A 24,508-nucleotide genomic window follows, 5' to 3' on the forward strand; every position below is an offset into this window, starting at 1 on the left:
CAAGCCGATGCTGATATTAACAACGACGTTATGCTGTCACATCGTGACGCGAGTTTTCGTCGTTCATATTTTTGTTGCAACAAAAATATGAAGAAGTCAACGCGTGGGGGTCAAAATTGAACGAAAATACAACTAATGAGGAAACGAAGGCGTCCGAACCCCAGGTCGGGCGCCTGAGCGACTTCGCCTACTCCTCCATCAAGGAGCTTCTCACGCGCGGAACTTACAAGCCTGGTCACAAGCTGCCGATCCGCTCGGTGGCCGAATTGCTGAATGTTGGCGCCACACCGGCGCGCGAGGCAATCAATCGCCTGGTTTTCGAGGGTGCGCTTGTCATGTCGGGTCCTAAAACCGTCATCGTTCCGCACCTCGATCTCGCCGCACTTTACGAAGTCACGCAGATGCGGCTTGCGCTTGAGGGGCTGGCGACCGAGAAGGGGCGCTTCGCGCGACGGAAGGGACGATCGATAAGTTGTTATGCTTGCAAGAGAAAATAACGCTGGCACTTGATGAAAAGCGCTATGCCGACGCGCTTCACGACAATAAGGAGTTCCACTTTACGATCTATCGGCTCTGTCAGATGCCGCATCTCCTTTCAACGATTGAGGCGTTGTGGTTGAGGGTCGGAGCCTCTTTCCATAACCTCTATCCTGAGTTTGCGGAGGCCAAACATGGAGTCCACAATCACATGGCCGCGATAGAGGGGCTTGTCGATAAAGACCCGTCTGCCGTGCGTGCCGCGATGGAAAACGATATCCGCGACGGCTACCGGCGCTTGAAGAAAGCCGCGAAGGAGCGTCTCGACCAGCAATAGCATCTTCGCTGGATTTTTTTGTTGCAACTTCTTCGAGTTCATGATTTTTGCTATAACAAAATTATGAAGGGTTGCGCCGCGACCCGCGTTGGCCGGAGAAGAGCGAATGTTTCACCCAGATTTATCGCGAACCGGCCGGGGATATCCCCGGTCGCGGTCCGAACATTTTTTCAAAAGGGGGCGGCGGGTATTTCCGACCGGGATCACACGGGTCACCGTCGATCACGAACCCAGCCCGCTCTACATTTCGCGCGGGGAGGGCGCCTACCTCCTCGACGTCGACGGCAATCGGCTCCTCGACCTAAACAATAATTTCACGACGCTGATCCACGGCCACGGCTTTCTTCCCGTTGCCGACGCGGTTGCAGATCTGCTGCATCGCGGCACGTGTTTCTCCAATCCCACCGAGCACGAGATCACACTGGCCGAGCTGTTGATCGAACGCATTCCTGCAGTCGAGCATATTCGCTTCGTCAACAGTGGGACGGAGGCTGTGATGTTTGCAATCAAGGCCGCCCGAGCATTCACCTGCCGGCCAGGCGTTGCACGCATCGAAGGCGCCTATCACGGCGCGTACGACTGGGCGGAAACGGGACAGGCGCTGTCGCCGGCTATCTGGAGCGACCCGCAGCGATCGTCAGCTATACCCGCCTATCGTGGGATGCCGCCCTCGGTCGGTGAGGAGGTGACCGTTATCCGCTTCAATGACGTCGCCGATCTCGAGCGTCGTATTGCGTCGGCAGCCCCTGCACTGGCCTGCATCCTTATTGATCCGATGCCGAGCCGTGCCGGGCTGATTGCGCCGGAGCCGAGCTTCCTGGCCGCCGTCGGGGCGATCGCCAAACAATATGGGATCCTCGTCGTCGCCGACGAAGTCCTCAATCTGCGGCAGTCCTATGCGGGGGCTTCGGCCCGCTACGGTCTGCAGCCCGACCTGATCGCGGCAGGGAAGATCATCGGGGGAGGGTTTCCGGTCGGGGCAATTGGTGGGCGCGAAGAGGTCATGCGGGTCTTTGCGAGCGACAGCGGCAAGCCGCTACTTCCCCAAGGCGGCACGTTTTCGGCAAATCCGGTGTCGATGGTCGCGGGCCGGGTCGCAATGGAGGCGATGACGGAGGGCGCGTTCGACTCGCTCGAACGCCTTGGCAATAGCATCCGGGCGGGTCTTCGAAACGAGATCGAGCGTCACGACGCAGCCTTTAGCGTAACGGGAGCCGCATCTTTGTTTCGCATTCACCCGAAAGCCAAGGAACCAAAGGACTTCCGCGAGGCCTATCTCGAGCGGGAGGAGGCCGACCTGATGGCTCGCCTATCCAGGCATTTCCTCGATTGCGGCATCCTGCTGCCCAATGGAGCCGCTGCGTGCCTTTCAACGGCAATGACGAAGGCTGACGGTGATGCGGTCATCGCAGCCTTCGCCGAGTTCCTTTCAATCCTCGAAGCAAACCCAACAGAAGCAGGCATATGATCATGGCAACTGATGTTTTCACCGTCGCTGAGCGTATCGCTCATTCTCTCAAGAGGCACGACGTCACCCATATCTTCGCTCAGAGCCTGCCTTCGGCGCTTATCCTTGCGGCCGAAGCAATCGGCATCCGCCAGGTCGCCTACCGCCAGGAAAACATGGGCGGCACCATGGCTGATGGCTATGCGCGCCTGTCCGGAAGGGTCGGCGTCGTCGCAGCGCAAAACGGACCCGCCGCAACGCTTCTCGTTCCGCCGCTGGCCGAGGCGCTCAAAGCCAGCGTACCGATTGTCGCGCTTGTCCAGGACGTTGAACGAGATCAGGCCGACCGCAACGCATTCCAGGAACTCGACCATTTTGCACTATTCCAATCCTGCACGAAGTGGGTACGCAAGGTGATCGTTGCGGAACGGATCGACGACTACGTCGATGCGGCCTTCACGGCGGCAACCTCGGGCCGGCCCGGGCCGGTCGCTCTCCTGCTTCCCGCCGACCTGTTGCGAGAGCAGATCGCGCCTTCACCATTTCGGCGCGAGGCTGCCTTGGGTCACTGGCCGCTCGATCGGCTGCGCCCGCGCAATGACGACGTCGAGCGCGCAGCCTCGATGATCGCGGCAGCTCACGCTCCCATCATCATCGCGGGAGGCGGCGTTCATGCAAGCCGTGCCGCTGGCGAACTTTCGGCGCTGCAGGACGAGGCATCGCTTCCCGTTGTCACCACCAATATGGGCAAAGGTGCGGTCGACGAACACCATCCGCTGTCAGGTGGCGTTCTCGGCGCACTCGTTGGACCGAGATCGCTTGGGCGGCACAGCGTCGCGCTTGTCGAAGAAGCTGATCTTGTCATTCTGGTCGGGACGCGAACCAATCAGAATGGCACCGATAGTTGGCGTCAAATCCCCCGGTCTGCGTCAGTTATCCATATTGATGTCGATCCCGCGGAAATCGGTCGTACATACGAGGCTGTCAGGTTGGCGGGCGATGCTGCCGAAACTATTCGGGCGCTTCGAAGCGAGCTCGCCGGACGCGATCTCTCCTACCGCACATCGAAGCGTGATCAATTGACTGTCCGGATCGCTGAGTTCTGGCGCGCGTTTGAGACAGAACGGCAATCCGTTGCGCGATCGGATGCCAGTCCGATCCGCCCAGAGCGGATCATGTTCGAGCTGCAACAGTTGATGACGGCGGATACGACCGTTGTTGCCGATGCGAGCTATTCCTCGATGTGGGTCGCCGGCCAGTTGCGGGCGCTTTCGCCCGGAATGCGCTTTCTCTTGCCGCGGGGCCTTGCAGGTCTCGGGTGGGGCCTGCCGCTTGCGCTCGGCGCGAAAGTGGCGGAGCCCGACAAGCCGGTCGTTACGATCGTCGGGGACGGTGGCTTTGCGCATAGCTGGGCGGAGTTGGAGACAATGGTGCGAAGCAAGCTGCCCATCCTTGTCATCGTGTTGAACAACGGCATCCTTGGCTTTCAGCGTGACGCCGAAACCGCCAAGTTCGGCAAGTTCACAACGGCCTGCAGCTTTGCGGATGTGGACCATCAGAAAATTGCGGAAGCCTGCGGCTGCCCGGCAGTTCGCATTTCCGATCCCGCCGATCTTCCTCGTTACCTCGAACGCGGTCTCTCCGGAGAAGGGCCTCTGCTGATCGAGGTCATGACAGACCCTGGCGCCCATCCACCGCTATCGCTGTTTGCTGCAATGGATCGAGCCGCATGAGCGCCGACTGCAGCCCGCATGTTGCGGTCATCAGCGGAGGCACCACCGGGATCGGTCTTGCCACGGCATTTCGTCTGCTCAAGGCCGGCCATCGGGTTGCCGTCTTCAGCCATGGCGCGGCAAGCGTCATGGCCGCTCAGTCCGCGCTTGCCGAAGCTTTTGGACCACAGCGCTCGCTGGCGAGACAGGTCGATCTCCGTGACCCAGCGGCTGTCGAACAGTTTTTCGGAGACGTCGCGAATGTCTGGGGCGCACCTGGAATCCTCGTCTGCAGCGCGGGGATATCGCCGAAAGGTCCCGAGGGACCACTTAACGTTGCCGACCTTGGCCTTGAAGAGTGGAACGACGTGCTCACCGTCAACTTGACGGGCACAATGTTGTGTTGCCGGGCCGTTCTGCCCACCATGAAGGAAAGAGGTTGTGGGCGGATTATATTGGTTGGATCCATTGCAGGCCGGACAAGACCACGGATCGCCGGTCCGAGCTATGTGGCGTCAAAAGCCGCACTTTCAGGTTTTTCCCGCGTCCTCGTCTCTCAATATGGCCGCTATGGCATAACATCAAATGTCGTGGCGCCGGGCCGCATCCTGACGCCACTAACTGGATCCCCAGAAAGTGAAACCAACCTCGACGCTCTCACTCGTATTCCGGCTGGCCGGCTGGGTGATCCTGACGATGTCGCCGCCGTGATCGCGTTCCTGGCGTCTGAAGATGCCAGGTTCGTCAACGGAGCCATCGTAGATGTCAACGGCGGCGAGTTCGCACCGAGTTGAGGGGTGGCGCTTTATCGAACGACAAAGGGTAGTCGACGTGACTCCTGTAATCCTGGTTTGCTCACAGGACGCTGAGCTCTATCTGCTGCTTGCGTATATTCTGCGTAGTGAAGGCTACGAGGCTCGCCTCGGTGCAAGTGAAGGCGATGTTGTGGAGGCCTGCGGGTCGGCAGACATTTCAGCAGTTCTCCTGGATTGTGTAAGCTGGCCGAGTGATATTGGCCGCTTATGTGCGCTATTGAAGGATACCGGTGCCTCCGTGGGTGCACTGATCGGCGGGGATATGCGCGCACAGCACCTGCAGTTGATCAAGGCCGGGCTCGACGAATGCATCATGCGTCCTCTGTCGCCGTCAAAGCTTGTCGCCTTTTTGCACGGGATAAAGCCGCGGCCGGAAGCTGTGGTCCTGCCTGGTTTCGCCGTCCCTTCTGAGTTCGAGTTCGAACCGCACGCTGTAGTCGTTTCTGGCAAGAGAGTAATCCTTGCACCTTTGGAACTCCGAATCTTCAAGTTCCTACTGGAACGACACGGTCAGATCAGCACCCGTAAGCAACTCCTGGAGGCCGTTTGGCCCAATCCGCACGTAGTGGGGAACCGGACGGTCGACGTCCATATAGGTCGGCTGCGAAGGGCGTTTGCGGGATTCGGCAACCTGCGGATTCGTGCAGTGTACGGCTCCGGTTACACTCTTGAACATCACGGCGCTTACAGCTCATATTAATATCCGTAGCAGCCGATTTGGCCTCGTTCCCATCCGATCTCTCAGTCGCACTTCGAAATAGAATCCGCCGGCTGCGCAATTTGCGGCCTAAGCGGAATTATGAGCCGGCCAATACCATTTCAGATGGCCGCCGCCTCAAGCATTCTGCTGGTCGATTATGCGCGCCGTCTTTGGCGACAGCGGCGCGACTGGCAAGCCAGCGGCTATCGAGACAAGCATTCTGCCAATTTTCGTGGGTCAGATGCCAGATTTTCAGGCTCAATTGCGGCCGAGACGTCGATCTAATAGGCGTTGATTAATTCAGCAAAAAATGAGGCTTCTATGCAACAAGGTCCTGACGGGTCGCTGAAGGACTCGAGGAGTGGCTTGCCGTTTCCCTCCATTTCGATGGAACCCATGCCGCGCCCGGACCGTTCTTCCTATTGACGGGAGAATGAGCATGTCGAAAACCCTTCTCTACGGCGCGACCAAGATCGACGAGACCAACAGCGCCTATTCGCCGGCCAAAAGCCTCGCAGCCTTCCAATGGAAGAACCGCGTCTTCATCCTTTTTGCCGACAAAGAGAATGCCCGCGCTGCCCGCCAGGAAAATCAGCTGCTCGCCGATCGGAACGCGCTCGATGAGCGTGATATGGTGGTGCTGAAGGTGGCGGGGAAGAATGTCCGGTCGCTCTTCGGCGCGGCTGACGGTCTCGACGGTGAAGCGATCCGCCGTGACATGGAGGCGCCCGAGGCGGGCGAATTCGTGGCCTTCCTCCTCGGCAAGGACGGCACGGTCAAGCTCAAGGCCAGCGAGCCGATCGCGAGCGGCGAGCTCTTCGCCATCATCGACAGCATGCCGATGCGCGCTGCCGAATCGGTGAAGCCCGACAAATAGAGCGGGCGAACATCGCTTTCAGAACGACATTACGAAAGGGAGGCGGTCATGTCCGTGCCCAACGAACCCATTCCCGATCAGCCGCCAATGCCCGCGCCCGGCTGGAAGCCGGTGCCGCCGATCAAGGAGCCGGAGCCGGACCGGCTTCCCGACGAAGCGCCGCTTCCAAATCCCGATGAGAACGACGGGCCGCCCAAGCACGTTTCCACCACCTCCTAGAGAAAGATGTGCCGTTCGGCGCTGACCAGTTCCTGCAGGAAGTCGGCAACGCTTCTGACGCGCAGAAGGTCGCGCGCCGTTTCGTGATAGGTTGTCCAGTAGGCGCGCCGGATGGAAATGCCGGGCAGGATGCGCTGAAGCTCCGGATATTGTCGGGCGATGTAATCGTGCAGGATGCCGATGCCGGCGCCTGACCGGACGGCCTCCGTCTGACCGATCGACGTCGAAATCTCGAAGCTCGCATCCCAACTGCGCATCACCTCGCCGGAGAAATTCAGCGAGGCGGTGAAGATCAGGTCTTCGACATAGCCGATGCGCGGATGCACCTTCAACGCGTCGATATCGCCGGGTGTGCCGTGGGAGGCGAGATAGTCGCGTGAGGCATAGAGACCGAGCGTATAATCGGTGAGCTTGGAGGACACGAGCCGGCCCTGTTCGGGCCGTTCCAGCGTTATGGCGATATCGGCCTCGCGCTGCGAAAGCGAGAAGGAGCGCGGCACCGGGACGAGCTGGATCTTCAGCTCGGGATGGCGTTCGATCAGCCTGCCCATGCGCGGCGCCAGAAAGGAAACGCCGAAGCCATCAGGCGCGCCGACGCGCACGGTTCCGGCAATGGCTGTGTCGGTATGGCCGAGGCTCGCCTGCACGGCGAGCATTTCCGTTTCCATCCGCTCTGCGGATGCCAGGAACACTTCGCCTTCGGCCGTCAGCTCGCAGCCATTCGTGCGGCGGACGAAAAGCCGCGTCTTCAGCGCCTCTTCCAGCGACGTCAGCCGACGCGAGAGCGTGGCATGATTGAGCCCAAGCCGCTTCGAGGCGGCGAGAATCTGCCCGGTGCGGGCGACGGCAAGGAAAATGCGAACATCGTCCCAGTTCATGGCTTCGCACGCATTGCGATCGGATCGACCTCGATCAGCGTCAGCGATGTCACCATGCCCGCCGTCCCCTTCTTGTACTTCAGGAAATGCGGTGCCTGCAGATGGGCCTCATAGGCCTCCTGATCGGCGTAGACCTCAAGAATACGGATGCGGTTTGGCTTGTCCCTGATGGAAACGGCGCTCAGCGAAAGCACGCCGTCTTCCAGCGCAACGGATGCCTCGATTTCCTCGCTGAGCAATACACGATAGGTTTCCAGCCTGTCCGGATCGATCTCCAGCTCAGCCATTCTGACGACGGTTTTCCGGTTCATCGGTTGACCTCTCGTTGGGATTTGACTTGTCCGCGGGCCGTGCCAAATTTGCAGGCAGCAATGCTCGACACAATGGCAGAGCTATAATCTGCGCACAACAGTTACTTATTTCAGCGCATTGATTTGTGCAAATTGAAGTGCGATTGTGGAGCATCCCAAAAACAGGAGGAGCATCCCATGCGTGAGATCGGTCATTTCATCGGCGGCAAGCATGTTGCCGGCACCAGCGGCCGCGTGAGCAACGTCTACAATCCGGCAACCGGCGAAGTGCAGGCGACGGTCGCACTCGCAAGCGTCGAGGAGTTGCGCGCCGCGGTCGAAAACGCCAAGGCTGCGCAGCCGAAATGGGCTGCCACCAATCCGCAGCGCCGCGCCCGTGTCTTCTTCAAGTTCGTCGAACTCCTGAACACGCACATGGACGAGCTTGCCGAACTGATTTCCAGGGAACACGGCAAGACCATCGAAGACGCCAAGGGCGACGTCATCCGCGGCCTGGAAGTCTGCGAATTCGTCTGCGGCATCCCGCATCTCGCCAAGGGTGAATTCACTGAAGGCGCTGGTCCTGCGATCGACATGTATTCGATCCGCCAGCCGGTCGGCATCGGCGCCGGCATCACGCCTTTCAACTTCCCGGGCATGATCCCGATGTGGATGTTTGCGCCAGCGATTGCCTGCGGCAACGCCTTCATCCTGAAGCCCTCCGAGCGTGATCCCTCCCTGCCGATCCGTCTCGGCGAACTGATGATCGAGGCCGGCCTGCCGGCGGGCATCCTCAACGTTGTCAACGGCGACAAGGGTGCGGTCGACGCGATCCTCACCGATCCCGATATCGGCGCCGTCTCTTTCGTCGGTTCCACGCCGATCGCTCGCTACGTCTATGGCACGGCGGCGATGAACGGCAAGCGCGCCCAGTGCTTCGGCGGCGCCAAGAACCACATGATCATCATGCCGGACGCCGATATGGATCAGGCCGTCAACGCACTGATGGGCGCAGGCTACGGTTCGGCCGGCGAACGCTGCATGGCGATCTCGGTTGCCGTTCCGGTCGGTGAAGAGACCGCAAACCGCCTCGTCGAAAAGCTGACGCCGAAGATCGAATCTCTGCGCATCGGCCCTTACACCGACGACAAGGCCGATATGGGCCCGCTCGTCACCAAGGAAGCCTACACCCGCGTGCGCGGCCTCATCGACCGCGGCGTCGAGGAAGGTGCCAAGCTTGTCGTCGACGGCCGCGATTTCAAGCTTCAGGGCTATGAAGACGGCTATTTCGTCGGCGGCTGCCTGTTCGACCATGTCACGCCCGAGATGGACATTTACAAGACCGAAATCTTCGGACCTGTCCTCTCCGTCGTACGCGCCCAGAACTACGAGGAAGCGCTGTCGCTGCCGATGAAGCACGAATATGGTAACGGCGTCGCCATCTACACCCGCGACGGCGATGCCGCCCGCGATTTCGCCTCGCGTATCAATATCGGCATGATCGGCATCAACGTTCCGATCCCGGTTCCGCTCGCCTATCACTCCTTCGGCGGCTGGAAGGCATCGAGCTTCGGCGACCTCAACCAGCACGGCACGGATTCGATCAAGTTCTGGACGAAGACCAAGACCGTCACCGCCCGCTGGCCCTCCGGCATCAAGAGCGGCGCGGAATTCGTCATGCCGACGATGAAGTGATCTTTAAGACATCCGATCTGCGATCAATGACTCGGGGGCCTTCTGGCCCCCGATTTCGATTGAGCTGATGATTTCCACCCGCTGGTATTCGGCTTGGTTGTCGGCCTGCGAATATCGCTTTTGGGGAGCGCAATGGCGTCGCGGCAAATGGCCTCATAAGCTGAATGCAAATTTCATATTTTGGAATTGTTCAAAACTATCAAACCGCCTATATAGGTCTGAACAGGCACGAGTCAGGAGATCGGCATGCGGTTGACGAAGCAGACGAACTACGCGGTTCGCATGTTGATGTATTGTGCCGCCAACGAGGGGCACCTGAGCCGGATTCCGGAAATCGCCAAGGCCTATGGCGTCTCGGAGCTCTTTCTTTTCAAGATTCTTCAGCCGCTCAACAAGGCGGGCCTCGTCGAGACCGTGCGCGGTCGCAACGGCGGCGTGCGCTTGGGTAAGCCGGCGGCCGAGATCACTCTTTTCGATGTCGTGCGCGTGACGGAAGACAGTTTCGCCATGGCCGAATGCTTCGAAGACGACGGCATGGTCGAATGTCCGCTGGTCGACAGCTGCGGCCTGAACTCCGCCCTGCGCAAGGCGCTGAACGCCTTTTTCGGCGTGCTTTCGGAATATACGATCGACGACCTCGTCAAGGCGCGTCCGCAGATCAACTTCCTTCTCGGGCTCACCGGCGAGAAGGAATACCGCAAACCCGCGGTTGTCGCTCCCGCGGCCTGAAGTAAGACCAGGATAGACTTGTAAAACCGCGATTGCCCCGGCAATCGCGGTTTTTCTTTTGTCGTGTTTTGCCCCTCTTGGCAATGCGGGAAAGTGACGATTACGTGTCGCCCAGGGAGGGGCAAATATACCAAATGCGACAAAATTCTGGCTGTTTTTGTGCGAATATTTCCAAGTGAGGCCAATTTTTGACCGAAAATTTCTAAAATTGTCCAGCTGGAAAAATTTTCTCCGTAGCCCGTTGCTTTCAGTAGATAAATGTCGTTCCATCGACCGTCGATCGGGATGCCAATCTACGGTCTCCAAACATCAAAAAAGAACAACCGGGAAACAATATTATGAAAAAGATCTCTGTCATGCTGGCAGCGACGGCCCTGATTTCGGTCATGGCAACGTCGGCCTGGTCCAAGACCCTTGTTTATTGCTCCGAGGGTTCGCCGGAAGGCTTCGACCCGAGCCTCTACACGGCAGGCACGACCTTCGACGCCTCGTCGCGCACGGTCTATAGCCGCCTCGTCGAATTCAAGCATGGCGGCACCGAGATCGAACCGGGTCTGGCCGACAGCTGGAGCGTTTCGGCCGATGGCAAGGAATACACCTTCAAGCTTCATCCCGGCGTCAAGTTCCAGACCACCGACTTCTTCACGCCGTCGCGCGATTTCAACGCCGACGACGTCATCTTCTCCTTCGAGCGCCAGCTCAAGGCTGACAATCCGTGGAATAAGTATGTCGAGGGCGGCTCCTACGAATATGCAGCCGGCATGGGCTTCCCCGACCTGATCAAGTCGGTCGAGAAGGTCGATGACCTGACGGTCAAGTTCACGCTCAACCACCCGGAGGCGCCGTTCCTCGCCGACCTCGCCATGGACTTCGCCTCGATCATTTCCAAGGAATATGCCGACAAGCTCGCCGCCGACGGCAAGATGGCGCAGATGAACCAGCAGCCGCTCGGTACCGGCCCGTTCACCTTCGTCGCCTACCAGCCGGATGCCGTCATCCGCTACAAGGCGAACGAAACCTATTTCAAGGGCAAGGAAAAGATCGACGATCTGGTTTTCGCCATCACCTCTGACGCCGCCGTGCGCGCCCAGAAGCTGAAGGCCGGCGAATGCCACCTCATCCCTTATCCGAATGCGGCTGACGTCGCCGAACTGAAGAAGGACGGAAATCTGGTCGTTCAGGAGCAGGCCGGCCTGAACGTCTCGTACCTCGCCTACAACACCTTGATCGCTCCTTTCGACAAGGCCGAAGTCCGCAAGGCGCTGAACATGGCGATCAACAAGCAGGCGATCGTCGATGCCGTCTTCCAGGGTGCCGCGGCCGTTGCCAAGAACCCGATCCCGCCGACCATGTGGTCGTATAACGACGCCGTCGTCGACGACAAGTACGATCCCGAAGCGTCGAAGAAGATGCTGGCGGATGCAGGCGTCAAGGGTCTGAAGATGAAGATCTGGGCGATGCCGGTTTCGCGTCCGTACATGCTGAACGCGCGTCGCGCCGCAGAATTGATGCAGGCCGACTTGGCCAAGGTCGGTGTCGATGCGGAGATCGTCACCCATGAATGGGCCGAATATCTGAAGCTCTCGTCCGACAAGAAGCGCGACGGTGCCGTCATCCTCGGCTGGACCGGCGACAACGGCGACCCTGACAACTTCATGGATACGTTGCTTGGCTGCGACGCTGTCGGCGGCAACAACCGCGCTCAGTGGTGCAACAAGGAATTCGACGATCTGATGACGAAGGCCAAGGAAACGGCCGACGTTGCCGAACGCACGAAGGCCTATGAGCAGGCCCAGCTGATCTTCAAGAAGGAGGCGCCCTGGAACACGCTCGACCACTCGCTGGTCTTCGTTCCGATGAGCAAGAAGGTCTCGGGCTTCTTCATGGATCCGCTCGGAATTCACCGTTTCGACGGTGTGGACATTTCCGAATAATAAAAAATCTGTAAACTGCCCGGTTAACGCCGGGTGCGGCCGGCGGTCAGGTCCCCCTGACCGCCGGAAACTATTGGAAAACCTGCTATGTTGCGTTTTTTCATCGGCCGTCTCGCGGTACTGATCCCGACGTTCCTCGGCGTTTCACTGATAGCCTTCTCGTTCATCCGCCTGATTCCCGGCGACCCGGTCATGCTTCTGTCGGGTGAGCGCGTCATGGCGCCGGAACGTCACGCCCAGATCATGCACGATCTCGGCTTCGACCGGCCCGTCTATGTGCAGTATTTCGACTATCTCGTTAAAGTGCTGCACGGCGATCTCGGCACCTCGATCGTCACCAAGCGGCCGGTTCTCGGTGAGTTCTTCACATTGTTCCCGGCAACGCTGGAGCTTTCGTTCTGCGCCATCATCCTTGCCGTCTGTCTTGGTGTGCCCGCTGGCGTCTTTGCGGCCGTCAAGCGAGGCACGTGGTTCGATCAGAGTGTCATGGGTGTCGCCCTCATCGGTTATTCCATGCCGATCTTCTGGTGGGGCCTGCTGCTCATCATCTTCTTCTCCGGCTATCTCGGCTGGACACCGGTTTCCGGCCGCATCTCGCTGATGTATTTCTTCAAGCCGGTTACCGGATTCATGCTGATCGACAGCCTGCTGTCGGGCCAGAAGGGAGCCTTCGCCTCGGCCGTCAGCTATCTCATCCTGCCGACGATCGTGCTGGCGACCATTCCGCTTGCCGTCATCGCGCGTCAGACCCGCTCGGCGATGCTCGAGGTCCTGGGTGAGGATTATGTCCGCACCGCCCGTTCGAAAGGGCTGAAACCCCTGCGCGTTGTCGGCGTGCATGCGCTGCGCAATGCGATGATCCCCGTTGTCACCACGATCGGCCTGCAGATCGGCGTTCTGCTTGCCGGCGCCATTCTTACCGAGACGATCTTCTCCTGGCCAGGCATCGGCAAATGGATGGTCGATTCGGTGTTCAAGCGCGACTATGCCGTGGTCCAGGGCGGCCTTCTGCTGATCGCCGGCGTCATCATGATCGTCAATCTGATTGTTGATGTTACCTACGGCTTCATCAATCCGCGTATTCGTCACTAGGAGCGGTCCATGAGCACGGTCACCGTTAAAACCGGCCAGCCATCCGCTCTTGCGGAGTTCTGGCATTATTTCTCGCGCAACAAAGGCGCCGTCATCGGCCTCGTCGTTTTCGCCATCATTCTGGTCGTCGCAGTCTTCGCGCCGTTCTTTGCGCCGCATGCGCCGAACGAGCAGAACCGCGCGGTGCTGCTCGCGGTGCCGGCCTGGATGGAGGGCGGCAGCGCATCCTTCCCGCTCGGAACGGATGCCGTCGGCCGCGACATTCTCTCGCGCCTGATCTATGGCGCGCGTTTCTCTCTCTTCATCGGCGTCGTCGTCGTCACGCTTTCTGTCATATGCGGCGTGCTGATCGGCCTCGTCGCGGGCTATTTCCGCGGCAGGATCGATACGGCGATCATGCGCCTGATGGACATCATCCTGGCTTTCCCGTCGCTGCTGCTGGCGCTCGTGCTGGTGGCGGTGCTAGGCCCAGGTCTCACCAATGCGATGATTGCGATTTCGCTGGTCAACCAGCCGCATTTCGTGCGGTTGACGCGCGCCTCGGTCATAACCGAGCGTGAGAAGGAATATGTGATTGCCTCGCGCGTTGCCGGTGCCGGCACGCTGCGTTTGATGTTCAAGACGATCCTGCCGAACTGTCTCGGGCCGCTCATCGTCCAGGCGACGCTCGCCTTCTCGGCGGCGATCCTCGATGCCGCCGCCCTCGGCTTCCTCGGCATGGGCGCCCAGCCGCCGACACCCGAATGGGGTACGATGCTCGCCGAATCCCGTGAGTTCATCTCGCGCGCCTGGTGGGTCGTAACATTCCCGGGTCTTGCCATCCTCGTGACCGTTCTCGCCATCAATCTGATGGGCGACGGCCTGCGCGATGCGCTTGACCCCAAGCTGAAGAGGTCGTGATGGCACTTCTCGAAATCGAAAATCTGACCGTCGAATTCCAGACATCATCCGGTCTCTTCCGCGCTGTCGATGGCGTATCGCTTACCTGCGACAAGGGTGAAATCCTCTCGGTCGTCGGCGAATCCGGCTCGGGTAAATCCGTCGCCATGCTGGCCCTGATGGGCCTTCTGCCGTGGACGGCCAAAATCACTGCCGACCGCATGCAGTTCGACGGCCAGGATCTGCGCGGCATTTCCGCCCGCCAGCGCCGCAAGATCGTCGGCAAGGACATGGCGATGATCTTCCAGGAGCCGATGTCGAGCCTCAATCCGTGCTTCACGGTCGGCTTCCAGCTCGGCGAGACGCTGCGCGTCCATATGGGCCTCAATCGCAAGGAACGCCGCGAACGCTCGATCGAGCTCCTCAATCTCGTTGGCATTCCGGCGCCCGAAGACCGCCTGTCGAACTTCCCGCACCAGATGTCGGGCGGCATGAGCCAGCGCGTCATGATCGCCATGGCGCTCGCCTGCAATCCGAAGCTCCTGATCGCCGACGAGCCGACCACCGCGCTCGACGTGACGATCCAGGCGCAGATCCTCGATTTGCTCGTCCGCCTGCAGAAAGAGCAGGGCATGGCGCTGGTGCTGATCACTCATGACATGGGTGTTGTCGCCGAAACCGCCGAGCGTGTGCAGGTGCAATATGCCGGCCAGAAGGTCGAGGAGCAGCCGGTCAAGGCGCTGTTTCGCGATCCGCATCATCCGTATACGGCAGCGTTGCTTGCCGCCCTGCCGGAACGCGCGGAAGTCGGCCACCGTCTTCCCTCGATCGCCGGCGTTGTTCCCGGCCAGCACGGCCGCCCGACAGGCTGTCTTTTCGCGCCGCGCTGCGGCTACGGAACGGTCGAATGCGAACGCGGCGTCGTCCGTCAAGGCCCGGAGCTTGGCCTGGCGCTATGCAACTATCCTTTGAAGGACGGCAAGCCGCTCGGGCATCCCGGCGTCATGGCCGTTCAAACTGCAGGAGATCTGGTATGACGGGCGCTGTTCTCGAGGGCAGGGATCTCGCCCGTTTCTACACCGTCAACCGCGGTCTCTTCAAAGCGGATGCGACCGTCAAGGCGCTGAACGGCGTCAGCTTCAGCCTCCATTCCGGCAAGACGCTCGCCGTCGTTGGCGAATCCGGCTGCGGCAAGTCGACGCTCGCCCGCCTGGTCACGATGATCGAGGATCCGACGGCCGGAGAACTGCTGATCGACGGCAAGCCCGCCCGGATCGGCGATCGCAGTCTGCGCAGCCAGGTGCAGATCGTTTTCCAGAACCCTTACGGTTCGCTCAATCCGCGCCAGAAGGTCGGCACCATCCTCGATGAGCCGCTGAAGATCAACACCGATCTCGATGCTGGCTCCCGCCGCCGCAAGGTCGAGGAGATGATGGCCCGCGTCGGCCTGCGTCCGGAACATCACGGCCGCTATCCCCACATGTTCTCCGGCGGCCAGCGCCAGCGTATCGCTATCGCCCGCGCACTGATGCTGCGGCCGAAGGTGCTGGTGCTCGACGAACCGGTTTCGGCCCTCGATCTGTCGATCCAGGCGCAAGTGCTGAACTTGCTGATGGACCTGCAGAAGGAGATGGGGCTGGCTTATCTCTTCATCTCGCACGGCCTCTCCGTCGTCCATCACATCGCCGACGAGGTAATGGTGATGTATCTCGGCCGCCCCGTCGAAACCGGCCCTGCCGCCGAGGTCTTTGCAAGGCCGCGCCACCCCTATACCGCAGCCTTGCTGTCGGCGACGCCAATCGCCGATCCCGAACGCGCGAAGAACCGCATCCGCCTGCAGGGAGAGCTGCCCTCGCCTTTGAAGCCGCCGTCGGGCTGCCACTTCAATCCGCGCTGCTGGAAGGCGCAGGACTATTGCCGCCAGGTTTCTCCCGAACTAAGGGGAGAAGGCGCACAACAATATGCCTGTCACTTCCCGCTCGACTGAGCGGGAAGCCGTAGGGCCCGGGAGAGGAAGCATGCCGGATATGCGGATGAACAAACCCCATGCGATCATCGTCATGGGGGTGAGCGGCTGTGGCAAATCCTCCGTCGGCGAAAAGCTCGCCGAAGCGCTTCATCTGCATTTCGTCGAAGGCGATGCGCTTCACCCGGCTTCCAATGTCGAGAAGATGTCGAAGGGCATTCCGCTGACCGATGAGGACCGGATGCCCTGGCTCGACCGCATCGGCGAGGAAATGAAGGCCTCGCTGGCGAAGGGCGAGGGCATCATCGTTTCATGCTCGGCGCTGAAGCGCATCTACCGCGACAGGCTGCGGGCTGCTACCGGCGGCACTCTCTTCTTCGTCTATCTCGAAGGTTCCAAGGCCCTGCTGACGCGCCGCATGGGCGAGCGCAAAGGACATTTCATGCCGACCTCGCTGCTCGAAAGCCAACTGGCGACACTCGAGGTGCCCACGCGCGAACAAGGCGTCGTCACCGTCGACATCGACGATACGATGGAAGGCATCACCGCGACGGCCCTCAGAGACCTCGCGGAGTTCGGCGTCACGGCTTGAAACGCTCCGGCGAATAGGCCGCAATATCGATGAACGGCGTCTCGCCGGTGACAAGCTCCGCAAGCACGCGGCCGGTCACCGGTCCGAGTGTCAGCCCGTGATGGGCATGGCCGAAGGCGAACCACAGGCCCTGGTGGCGCGGCGCCTTGCCGATAATCGGCATCATGTCGGGCGTGCAGGGACGCGCGCCCATCCAGGGTTCGGGATCGAGCCTTTTGCCGAGCGGGAAGATCGTGCGGGCCACGGCTTCGGCGCGATCGAGCTGGACCGGCGTCTTCGGCGCATCCAGCGTCGCGAACTCCGCTCCCGTCGTCAGACGGATGCCGCGGCTCATCGGCGCCAGCAAATAGCCGCGTTCGGCATCGAGCGTCCAGTTGTTGAGCACGGCATTGCCCTCGGGGGCATAATGCATGTGATAGCCGCGCTTGACCCCGAGCGGGAAGGAATAGCCGAGTCGTCGGGTGGCGACCGCCGCCCAGGGACCGAGCGCGATCACCGCATCATCCGCCTCGAGCGGGCCTTCCCCGGTCATGATTTTCCAGCCGGAACCGAACTGACCGAACGAGGCGGCGTCTCCTGTGACGAACCGGCCGCCCAGGCTTTCGAAATAGCGGCGATAAGCCGATGTCAGCGCGTGCGGGTCGAGTACCGACCAGGGATCGCGCCAGCGGATGCCGCCGGCAAAATCACCGGTAAGATCGGGCTCCATGCGGGCGATATCGCCCGCAGTCAGGCTGTCGTAGTCCACACCGAACTCGTTGCGCCAAAGTGTGGCCTCCGAGAGAGCCTCGTCACGCTTCGCCTGCGTCCGGAAAAGCTTGATCCAGCCGTCCTTGCGGATCAGCGCTTGCGCTTGCGACGCCTCGATCAGATCCTTGTGTTCCGCAATCGAATTTTCGATCAGCGGCGCGTAGGCGCGGGTGATGATGGCGTGGCGTCGGGCATTGGAGTTCCACCAATAGCGGGCGAGAAAGGCGATCTGGCTCGGCAGGGTGCTGAGGTGATAATGCGCATCGATGCGGTTGTTCAGGGCATAACGCAGCAAAAGCCCGAGCTGTTGGGGAAAGCCGTAAGGCGCGACACCTTCCCGCTGGATCAGCCCGGCATTGCCGTAGGAGGTCTCGTTGCCTGGATCCTTGCGGTCGATCAGCGTCACCTGCCGGCCGCGCAGCTGAAGATGGATGGCCGTGGAAACCCCGACAATGCCGGCGCCGAGCACGATTGCGTTCTTCGTCATTTTCCCTGAATTCCGCTTTGCTGTCGGCTGAAAATGCCCGTGCCGATATTGGCGCGCAAACGAAAAATTGCATTCATTTCAAAATCATTGCGCTTTCCAGTGCGGCATTTTCGGCCTTCACCCGGATGTAAAGAACACAGGCGTTGAGAAGCGAGAAGACGACCGCGTAAAGCGGCAGGCCAAAGGCGAGAGGAAGGGCGGCGATCTCGCCGATGACGATCGCATAGTTCGGATGCCGCAGGAGGCGATAGGGGCCGGACCTGATGAGCGGCGCGCCGGGCAGAATGATGATGCGCGTTGTCCAGCGGTCCCTCAGCGTCGCCAGTACCCAGAGCCGCAGCCCCTGCAGGCCCATGAACACGACAAACCAGAGGATCGCGACCGGTCTGCCGGGCGCCAGCAACCACAGGCCGATGATCCAGCCCGCATGCAGCGCCACCATGAAGGGGTAGTGCTCCGGCGCGACTTCTCTGGCGCCTCTGGCAAGAAGGGCGGCAGTGTTGCGCCGGGCGAGCACGAGTTCGCCCAGGCGCTGCAGCGTCACGAATGAAAGGAGCGCGATCGACGGCCACATCATGCGCCCCTCCGGAGCGTGACGCAGCTCGCCGTAAAGCCCGGCCCCATGGCGATCATCGCCGCACGTTCCGGCAATCCGGCCCGGATTGCCCGCTCCAGCACGAACAGGATCGTCGGCGAGGACATGTTGCCGTAGTCGGCAAGCACGGCACGTTCATGATCGAGCGTGCCCGGCACCAGCGAAAGCGCGCTCTCCATTGCGGCGAGGACCTTCATGCCGCCGGGATGGCAGATGAAGCGGCCGATATCCCCCACCTTCAATCCGTTTCGCGCCAGAATGCCCGTAACGGCCGGCCCGAGCTCCCGTTCGGCAAAGGGGGGCAGCGATTGCGCCAGCACGATGCCGAAACCGCCGTCATCGATCTTCCAGCCCATGATATCGAGCGTGTCGGGAAAGAGATGCTCTCCGGTCGATTCCACTTCGGCCAGCCCATCGCCCCCCGCGCGAAGCACGCAAGCCGCAGCGCCATCGCCGAAAAGCGCTGTGGCGATGATGTTTGGCCGCGTCAATTCGTCCAGCCGGAAGGCAAGCGTGCAGAGTTCGATCGAGACGAACAGCACGACGGCGCCCGGGCGGCTGCGCGCCAGCCGCGAGGCGATCGCAAAGCCGGAGACACCGGCGGCACATCCAAGCCCGAAGACCGGCACACGCTCGATATCGGCCCTGAAGCCCATTCGCCGGGCAAGCTGCGCATCGAGGCTCGGCGTCGTGAAGCCCGTGGACGAAACCGTAACGACACAATCGACATCGCCGGCTTCAAGCCTTGCCTGACGAAGTGCGGAGGTGGCGGTCTCGACGAACAACGCACCCGCCACCTCTCCATAGGCCTGCATCCGGTCCTGCCAGCCATGCGGCTCGTCGAACCAGGCAAGCGGTCGCGCCGCATGGCGTTTTTCAATGCCGGCGCTGTCGAAGACGCGGGCAAGATGACGGAAATCCTCGAAACGATTGGCAAACAGCCGGGCCGAGGCTTCGGCTGCCTGACTTTGGAAAATGACATGTTCGGGTGCGGCGACGGCGAGGCTGACGAGTTTTACGGTATCGGTCACTGAATTCTCCTTGTCGTTCCCGGCGCAACGACTGAGAACACGCAGTGTCGATGATTTATTCGATCTGGGTCGCTTCACGAAGCTGTGATGAAGAAAATAGAGCGGCTGCCGAATAAAGCCCGATGCAGCGGTGTTTTCTCCTCGCAACGTCACTTCTAGAGGAGTTTTCCCATGACGCTCACGACAGTCCGCATCGCCTCCATCCTTATCGGCGGCTGCCTTGCCGCTTCTCTTTTCTCCGGCCCGGTCTTTGCGGCCGGCAATGACAGCAGCACCATGCCGACCTGCAAGAAGGGCGAGATCTACGATCAGAAGACCAAGAAGTGCGTCAAGCAGCAGAGCGCGAACGTCTCCGACGAGAACCGTACCGATTATGCCTATTCGCTGGCCAAGGACGGTCGCTATGAAGAAGCGCTTGCCATGCTCGACACGGTCAAGGACCAGAACACGGCCGAAGTGCTGAACTATCGTGGTTACGCCACACGCAAGCTCGGCCGCACCGACGAAGGCATTTCCTATTACCTCAAGTCGGTGAAGATCGATCCGCAATACGCCAAGGTCCGCGAATATCTTGGCGAAGCCTATGTCATCAAGGGCCAGCTCGACCTCGCCAAGGACCAGTTGAATACGATCAAGACGATCTGCGGCACCACCTGCGAGGAATATCAGGATCTGAACGAGGCAATTCTCGACCCGTCGAAGATCTGATCGGTAGGACACGGGCAGGAAGACGGAACCAGGGAAAGGCACATCCGAATGTCGGTCGCGCACACCACATTTCCTGCCTATAGTCACGCGAGGATAGAATCGCCGGTTCGCCCGGCGATTCCAAAAGACGCAAGACCGGCGGAGGCGGCCATCGCGAGCGAAGCGGATATCAGGAGCGGCCTGACGGAAAATCTGGCGCGGCTCTGGCGTTATGGTCTCGTTCTCTCGCATCAGCGCGATGTTGCCGACGACCTGGTGCAGGCGACCTGCCTTCGAGCGCTGGAGCGGTCCGATCAATTCGTGCCCGGCACCCGGCTCGATCGCTGGCTCTTTTCGATCCTGCATTCGATCTGGCTGAACGAGGTTCGTTCGCGGCGCGTTCGCCAGGGCCAAGGGTTCGTCGATGCGGGGGAGACGCTGACCTTCGACGGCGCCCACAATACCGAAACGCATGTGATGGCGGGGCAGGTGCTGAAGCAGGTGAGTGCACTACCCGAGGCGCAAAGGACAGCGGTTTTCCTCGCCTATGTGGAAGGACTTTCCTATCGCGAGGTTGCAGGCATACTGGATATCCCGATCGGAACCGTGATGAGCCGGCTCGCGGCTGCCCGCGCCAAGCTCTCAGGCGCCGGATCGGAAGGGGAACGGCAATGAACACGAAACACACCATTCCCTCAGACGAGGACCTGACCGCCTTCATCGACGGCGAACTGACCGCCGAAGAGGCCGCGCGCATCGAAGCGCTCATCACCGAAGACGAAGGCGTCGCCGAACGCCTAGAATTCCTTGCCCGCGCCAACCTGCCGTTTGCGCAGGCGTTCGCCCCGCTGCTGTCCGAAGCCCCGCGCGAGAAGCTGGAGAGAATGCTCGCCGCCATTCCCGAGCAGAAGAGCGCAAAATCCGCTTCCGTACCACCAGTCGCAACCCGCCGCCGCTTCCTCGGCGCGCTCGCCGCCTCGCTCGTCGCCGGCATCGCCATCGACCGCGCCGTCATCGGCATCGGTATCGGCAGAGGCTTTTCGGCAAAGGACGAAAACAGCGAATGGCGTGCCGTGGTCGCCGAATATATCTCGCTCTACACTCCGGAAACGCTCACCGGCCCCGTGCCCGGGAGGGAAATCCAAGCCGCCCAACTCGCCAGCCTCGACGAAAAGCTCGGCCTATCGCTCTCCCCGGAAGCCGTCTCACTTCCCGGCATCGATTTCAAACGCGCGCTGCTGCTGCAATATGACGGTAAACCGCTCGCCCAGATCGCCTATCTCGACCCTGAAACCGGCCCGGTGGCGCTCTGCATCGTCATGTCGGATGCGGGGCCCAATGCGCCGGACCTCGAAAACCGCAAGGGTATGAACGTCGTCTACTGGTCGAACGCGACGCACGCCTTCATGCTGATTGGCCGCATCCCGGCTGACCGGGTGCAGGAACTGGCGGAGAACGTCCGAAGCAGGCTTTCAGCCTGACCCTTTGCTCGGCAGTCGCGACTATTCGTCCAACAGACCGCGCAGATATTGGCCATAATCCCCTTTACCCGCTTTCGCAGCAATTCTGGCGAAATCCGGCTTCGTTATGAAGCCCTTTGCGAGCGCAATTTCCTCCGGGCAGGCAATTTTGAAGCCCTGGCGTTTTTCAAGCGTGCGCACGAACTCGCCGGCTTCGAGCAGGCTTTCGGGAGTGCCTGTATCCAGCCAGGCGTATCCGCGGCCCATCATCGAGACACGCAGTTTCCCGCGCTCCAGATAGGTTTTGTTGACGTCGGTAATTTCATATTCCCCACGCGATGACGGCTTCAATTTGGCTGCTATGTCCACGACGTCTGCATCGTAAAAATAAAGACCGGTGACAGCCCAGCGCGATTTCGGCGTCGCCGGTTTTTCATCAATCGAAATTGCAGTCATATCGCTGCCGAATTCGACGACGCCGTAGCGTTCGGGATCGTTAACGTGATAGACAAATATGGTCGCGCCGTCGCCTTTAGACACAGCCTCTTCAAGCAGTTCGGGCAGGCCGTGGCCGAAGTAGATATTGTCTCCGAGGATGAGGCAGGATGGTCCGCCCGCTACGAAGTCTGCGCCGATAATGTAGGCTTGGGCCAATCCATCGGGACTCGGCTGCACGGCGTAGCTCAGCGACATGCCCCATTCACTGCCATCACCAAGCAATCGCTGAAAAAGCGGCAAATCGTGGGGGGTGGAGATGATCAGGACTTCCCGTATGCCTGCCAGCATCAAGGTCGTCAGCGGGTAATAGATCATTGGCTTGTCATAGACCGGAAGCAACTGCTTTGAGACAGAATAAGTCATCGGGTGCAGGCGGCTGCCGCTCCCCCCCGCAAGCACGATACCTTTCATGTGGTCTCCTTCGGCTCTTCCAAGAGCTTCGTCACGGCAGCTTGCGTTGATCCCTGCCACTCCGGCATGCTGACGCCATAAAGACGCTTCAACTTATCGCAGCACAATCGAGAATTGGCCGGCCGTTTGGCGGCTGTAGGGTAGTCAGCGGTTGCAATGTCCTTGACAGTGACACGCCTGCCGGTCTTTTCCTCAAGAATGGAAAATATATATCGCGCGAACTCGGCCCAGTTCGTTTCGCCGCTGCCGGCCAGATGAAAAACGCCGCGCAAGTCTGGGCTGGAGTCGCTTAATAGCCTGGCTGCGATTTTGACGATAGCCTCAGCGATGTCGTTGGCTGAGGTCGGGCAACCCAGTTGATCACTCACAACGCTCAACTCCTCTCGCGTCTGCGCAAGCCTGAGCATGGTTTTCAGGAAGTTATGGCCACACGTTGAATAAACCCAGGCCGTCCGCAGGATCGCATGGTTTTCATTCGCTGCGGCAACGGCATGTTCGCCCTCGAGCTTCGATCTGCCGTAGACGGAGACCGGTCCAACCGGGTCGCTCTCGATATAAGGGCCTGACTTGTCTCCGTCGAAAACATAATCGGTCGAAAGATGGATGATGGGAAGGGAGAGTTCGGCAGTCGCAGCAGCGATGGCTTTTGCGCCGTCCCGATTGATGGCGAAAGCTGACGCCTCGTCTCTTTCAGCCTTATCGACGGCAGTGTAGGCCGCCGCCGAGACAACGACGTCAGGCTTGGTCCTGGCAATCGTTTCGCTCACCATCGAAGGATTGAGCAAATCCAACTCCGGCCTTCCTACGGGGATGACCTCTACACCCGGCACCTTCAGCGCCTGCAAAGCCGAAGTTACCTGGCCGCTCTTGCCTGTTACCGCGATGCGCATCTCATCCCTTTTTCAACATGCCAAGTCGCTCACCGCCATACACGCCCGAACGCAGCGGCTGCCACCACCATGCATTTTCCAGATACCACTCGACGGTCTTGCGAATGCCGCTGTCGAAATTCTCCAGCGCGCTCCAGCCGAGTTCGGTCTCGAGCTTGGTCGCATCGATAGCGTAGCGGGCATCGTGTCCCGGCCGATCGATAACGTAGCTTATAAGATCGCTATGCGGTGCGTGTCCCGGCCGTAATTCATCCATGATCGCGCAGACGCGCTCGACGACCTCGATGTTTCGCCGTGCGTTGCGCCCGCCGACATTGTATTTTTCGCCGAGACGGCCTCGCCGGACGATCAGCCAGAGCGCTCGTGCGTGGTCGTCGACATAGAGCCAGTCGCGAACGTTGGAGCCGCTTCCGTAGACGGGCAATGACTTCCGTTCCAGCGCATTCAATATGATGAGAGGAATGAGCTTTTCCGGGAAATGAAACGGACCGTAATTGTTCGAACAGTTAGAAATGATCACCGGCAGGCCGTAAGTCCGCTCCCACGCCATTGCCAGGTGATCGCTGGCCGCCTTGGATGCGGAATAAGGAGAGGACGGATCGTAAGGCGTCGTCTCGGCAAACGACCCGACTTCACCGAGAGAACCATAGACTTCGTCGGTAGACACATGCAGCATCCTGAAGGCCGCCTTTTCATCCGCCGGAAGGTCCTGCCAATATTGCCGAGCGGCCTCCAACATTCTGAAGGTGCCGTTTATATTCGTTTCAATAAAATCTGCCGCGCCGGTAATCGAGCGATCGACGTGGCTTTCCGCCGCCAGATGCATGACGTAGTCGGGACGAAACTCCTGGAAAGCGTTCGAGACTGCGCTTCTGTCGCAAATGTCCGCTTTGAGAAACCTGTAGTTGGGAGCATTCTCGATCGACTTCAGGGAAGCGAGATTGCCGGCATAGGTCAGCTTATCGATATTGAGGACTTCAGCGCCGATGTCGCTGACGAGATAGCGCACCAATGCCGAGCCGATGAAGCCAGCGCCACCCGTCACAAGAACACGCATGAG

At 60.2% G+C, this 24,508-nt stretch carries 25 protein-coding genes and 1 pseudogene; 18 read left to right on the forward strand and 8 right to left on the reverse strand.

The features are described from left to right. The first annotated feature begins 116 nt into the window (after positions 1–116). The 7 genes and pseudogenes from NE852_RS04390 to NE852_RS04420 all read left to right on the forward strand — a co-directional run bounded on the left by NE852_RS04390 (position 117) and on the right by NE852_RS04420 (position 6,584). Positions 117–814, forward strand: a pseudogene (locus NE852_RS04390) (GntR family transcriptional regulator). Positions 815–920: 106 nt separating this feature from the next. Continuing rightward, complete coding sequence (locus NE852_RS04395; protein ID WP_008529714.1) at positions 921–2,282, forward strand: aspartate aminotransferase family protein; 1,362 nt, start codon at positions 921–923, stop codon at positions 2,280–2,282. 2 nt (positions 2,283–2,284) lie between these two features. Beyond that, a complete protein-coding gene (locus NE852_RS04400; protein WP_037172385.1) occupies positions 2,285–3,994 on the forward strand; it encodes an acetolactate synthase catalytic subunit in 1,710 nt (569 codons plus the stop codon). Continuing rightward, complete coding sequence (gene fabG, locus NE852_RS04405) at positions 3,991–4,767, forward strand: 3-oxoacyl-ACP reductase FabG (RefSeq protein WP_008529710.1); 777 nt, start codon at positions 3,991–3,993, stop codon at positions 4,765–4,767. The genes NE852_RS04400 and fabG overlap by 4 nt, the downstream gene beginning before the upstream one ends. 37 nt (positions 4,768–4,804) lie before the next feature. After that, positions 4,805–5,488, forward strand: a complete 684-nt coding sequence (locus NE852_RS04410; protein WP_037172384.1) for a response regulator transcription factor — start codon at positions 4,805–4,807, stop codon at positions 5,486–5,488. A 439-nt stretch (positions 5,489–5,927) separates the two neighbouring features. Further along, the gene (locus NE852_RS04415; RefSeq protein WP_258156226.1) at positions 5,928–6,365 is read left to right on the forward strand and encodes a DUF4174 domain-containing protein; all 438 of its coding nucleotides are present in this window, start codon (positions 5,928–5,930) and stop codon (positions 6,363–6,365) included. Positions 6,366–6,413: 48 nt separating this feature from the next. Further along, complete coding sequence (locus tag NE852_RS04420) at positions 6,414–6,584, forward strand: hypothetical protein (protein WP_008529701.1); 171 nt, start codon at positions 6,414–6,416, stop codon at positions 6,582–6,584. On the opposite strand, the gene NE852_RS04425 is transcribed toward NE852_RS04420, so the two are convergent. Then, positions 6,581–7,462, reverse strand: a complete 882-nt coding sequence (locus NE852_RS04425; protein WP_008529700.1) for a LysR family transcriptional regulator — start codon at positions 7,460–7,462, stop codon at positions 6,581–6,583. The genes NE852_RS04420 and NE852_RS04425 overlap by 4 nt on opposite strands. Next, positions 7,459–7,773: a putative quinol monooxygenase gene (locus NE852_RS04430; RefSeq protein ID WP_008529699.1), complete on the reverse strand. Its 315-nt coding sequence runs from the start codon at positions 7,771–7,773 to the stop codon at positions 7,459–7,461. Before NE852_RS04430 ends, NE852_RS04425 begins: the two co-directional genes overlap by 4 nt. 177 nt (positions 7,774–7,950) lie before the next feature. Between NE852_RS04430 and NE852_RS04435 the strand changes: the two genes are divergently transcribed. The 8 genes from NE852_RS04435 (at position 7,951) to NE852_RS04470 (ending at position 16,639) form a co-directional block, all read left to right on the forward strand. Next, positions 7,951–9,447 (forward strand): CoA-acylating methylmalonate-semialdehyde dehydrogenase, encoded by a 1,497-nt coding sequence (locus tag NE852_RS04435; RefSeq protein WP_008529698.1) that lies wholly within the window; start codon positions 7,951–7,953, stop codon positions 9,445–9,447. 246 nt (positions 9,448–9,693) lie between these two features. After that, the gene (rirA, locus tag NE852_RS04440) at positions 9,694–10,176 is read left to right on the forward strand and encodes an iron-responsive transcriptional regulator RirA (protein ID WP_008529689.1); all 483 of its coding nucleotides are present in this window, start codon (positions 9,694–9,696) and stop codon (positions 10,174–10,176) included. Between the two features lie 338 nt (positions 10,177–10,514). Further along, positions 10,515–12,110 carry an ABC transporter substrate-binding protein gene (locus tag NE852_RS04445; protein WP_008529688.1) on the forward strand — a complete coding sequence of 532 codons (1,596 nt, stop codon included), beginning with the start codon at positions 10,515–10,517 and terminating at the stop codon, positions 12,108–12,110. An 87-nt stretch (positions 12,111–12,197) separates the two neighbouring features. After that, positions 12,198–13,202 carry an ABC transporter permease subunit gene (locus tag NE852_RS04450; protein WP_008529687.1) on the forward strand — a complete coding sequence of 335 codons (1,005 nt, stop codon included), beginning with the start codon at positions 12,198–12,200 and terminating at the stop codon, positions 13,200–13,202. Between the two features lie 9 nt (positions 13,203–13,211). Next, the gene (locus NE852_RS04455) at positions 13,212–14,102 is read left to right on the forward strand and encodes an ABC transporter permease subunit (protein ID WP_008529686.1); all 891 of its coding nucleotides are present in this window, start codon (positions 13,212–13,214) and stop codon (positions 14,100–14,102) included. Further along, complete coding sequence (locus tag NE852_RS04460; RefSeq protein ID WP_008529685.1) at positions 14,102–15,118, forward strand: ABC transporter ATP-binding protein; 1,017 nt, start codon at positions 14,102–14,104, stop codon at positions 15,116–15,118. Before NE852_RS04455 ends, NE852_RS04460 begins: the two co-directional genes overlap by 1 nt. Continuing rightward, on the forward strand, positions 15,115–16,068 hold the full coding sequence (locus NE852_RS04465; protein ID WP_258156227.1) for a peptide ABC transporter ATP-binding protein: 954 nt from the start codon (positions 15,115–15,117) through the stop codon (positions 16,066–16,068). Before NE852_RS04460 ends, NE852_RS04465 begins: the two co-directional genes overlap by 4 nt. Positions 16,069–16,099: 31 nt before the next feature. Next, positions 16,100–16,639, forward strand: a complete 540-nt coding sequence (locus tag NE852_RS04470; RefSeq protein ID WP_008529677.1) for a gluconokinase — start codon at positions 16,100–16,102, stop codon at positions 16,637–16,639. Here NE852_RS04470 and NE852_RS04475 read toward each other — a convergent pair. The 3 genes from NE852_RS04475 to NE852_RS04485 form a co-directional block, all read right to left on the reverse strand. Continuing rightward, positions 16,629–17,876, reverse strand: coding sequence for an FAD-binding oxidoreductase (locus NE852_RS04475; protein ID WP_008529676.1), 1,248 nt, complete (start codon positions 17,874–17,876; stop codon positions 16,629–16,631). The genes NE852_RS04470 and NE852_RS04475 overlap by 11 nt on opposite strands. Before the next feature lie 73 nt (positions 17,877–17,949). After that, positions 17,950–18,453, reverse strand: a complete 504-nt coding sequence (locus tag NE852_RS04480; RefSeq protein ID WP_037172370.1) for an isoprenylcysteine carboxyl methyltransferase family protein — start codon at positions 18,451–18,453, stop codon at positions 17,950–17,952. Continuing rightward, on the reverse strand, positions 18,450–19,502 hold the full coding sequence (locus tag NE852_RS04485; protein ID WP_258156228.1) for a type III polyketide synthase: 1,053 nt from the start codon (positions 19,500–19,502) through the stop codon (positions 18,450–18,452). Before NE852_RS04485 ends, NE852_RS04480 begins: the two co-directional genes overlap by 4 nt. Positions 19,503–19,673: 171 nt before the next feature. Here NE852_RS04485 and NE852_RS04490 point away from each other — a divergent pair, with 171 nt between their 5' ends. Genes NE852_RS04490 through NE852_RS04500 form a run of 3 tightly spaced genes read left to right on the forward strand, consistent with a single transcriptional unit; the run spans position 19,674 to position 21,670 of the window. Then, the gene (locus NE852_RS04490; RefSeq protein ID WP_008529669.1) at positions 19,674–20,210 is read left to right on the forward strand and encodes a tetratricopeptide repeat protein; all 537 of its coding nucleotides are present in this window, start codon (positions 19,674–19,676) and stop codon (positions 20,208–20,210) included. A 48-nt stretch (positions 20,211–20,258) separates the two neighbouring features. After that, positions 20,259–20,864 (forward strand): RNA polymerase sigma factor, encoded by a 606-nt coding sequence (locus NE852_RS04495; RefSeq protein WP_008529668.1) that lies wholly within the window; start codon positions 20,259–20,261, stop codon positions 20,862–20,864. Then, a complete protein-coding gene (locus tag NE852_RS04500) occupies positions 20,861–21,670 on the forward strand; it encodes an anti-sigma factor (RefSeq protein ID WP_008529667.1) in 810 nt (269 codons plus the stop codon). Before NE852_RS04495 ends, NE852_RS04500 begins: the two co-directional genes overlap by 4 nt. A gap of 21 nt (positions 21,671–21,691) precedes the next feature. Here NE852_RS04500 and rfbA read toward each other — a convergent pair whose 3' ends face one another. The 3 genes from rfbA to rfbB are packed head-to-tail and all read right to left on the reverse strand — an operon-like array spanning position 21,692 to position 24,505. After that, positions 21,692–22,558 (reverse strand): glucose-1-phosphate thymidylyltransferase RfbA, encoded by an 867-nt coding sequence (gene rfbA / locus NE852_RS04505; protein WP_008529666.1) that lies wholly within the window; start codon positions 22,556–22,558, stop codon positions 21,692–21,694. Then, positions 22,555–23,448 (reverse strand): dTDP-4-dehydrorhamnose reductase, encoded by an 894-nt coding sequence (rfbD, locus tag NE852_RS04510; protein WP_258156229.1) that lies wholly within the window; start codon positions 23,446–23,448, stop codon positions 22,555–22,557. The genes rfbA and rfbD overlap by 4 nt, the downstream gene beginning before the upstream one ends. A 1-nt stretch (position 23,449) precedes the next feature. Then, positions 23,450–24,505, reverse strand: a complete 1,056-nt coding sequence (gene rfbB / locus NE852_RS04515) for a dTDP-glucose 4,6-dehydratase (RefSeq protein WP_258156230.1) — start codon at positions 24,503–24,505, stop codon at positions 23,450–23,452. Positions 24,506–24,508: the final 3 nt, after the last annotated feature.

The sequence above is a fragment of the Rhizobium sp. Pop5 genome (assembly GCF_024721175.1).
GTDB lineage: Bacteria > Pseudomonadota > Alphaproteobacteria > Rhizobiales > Rhizobiaceae > Rhizobium.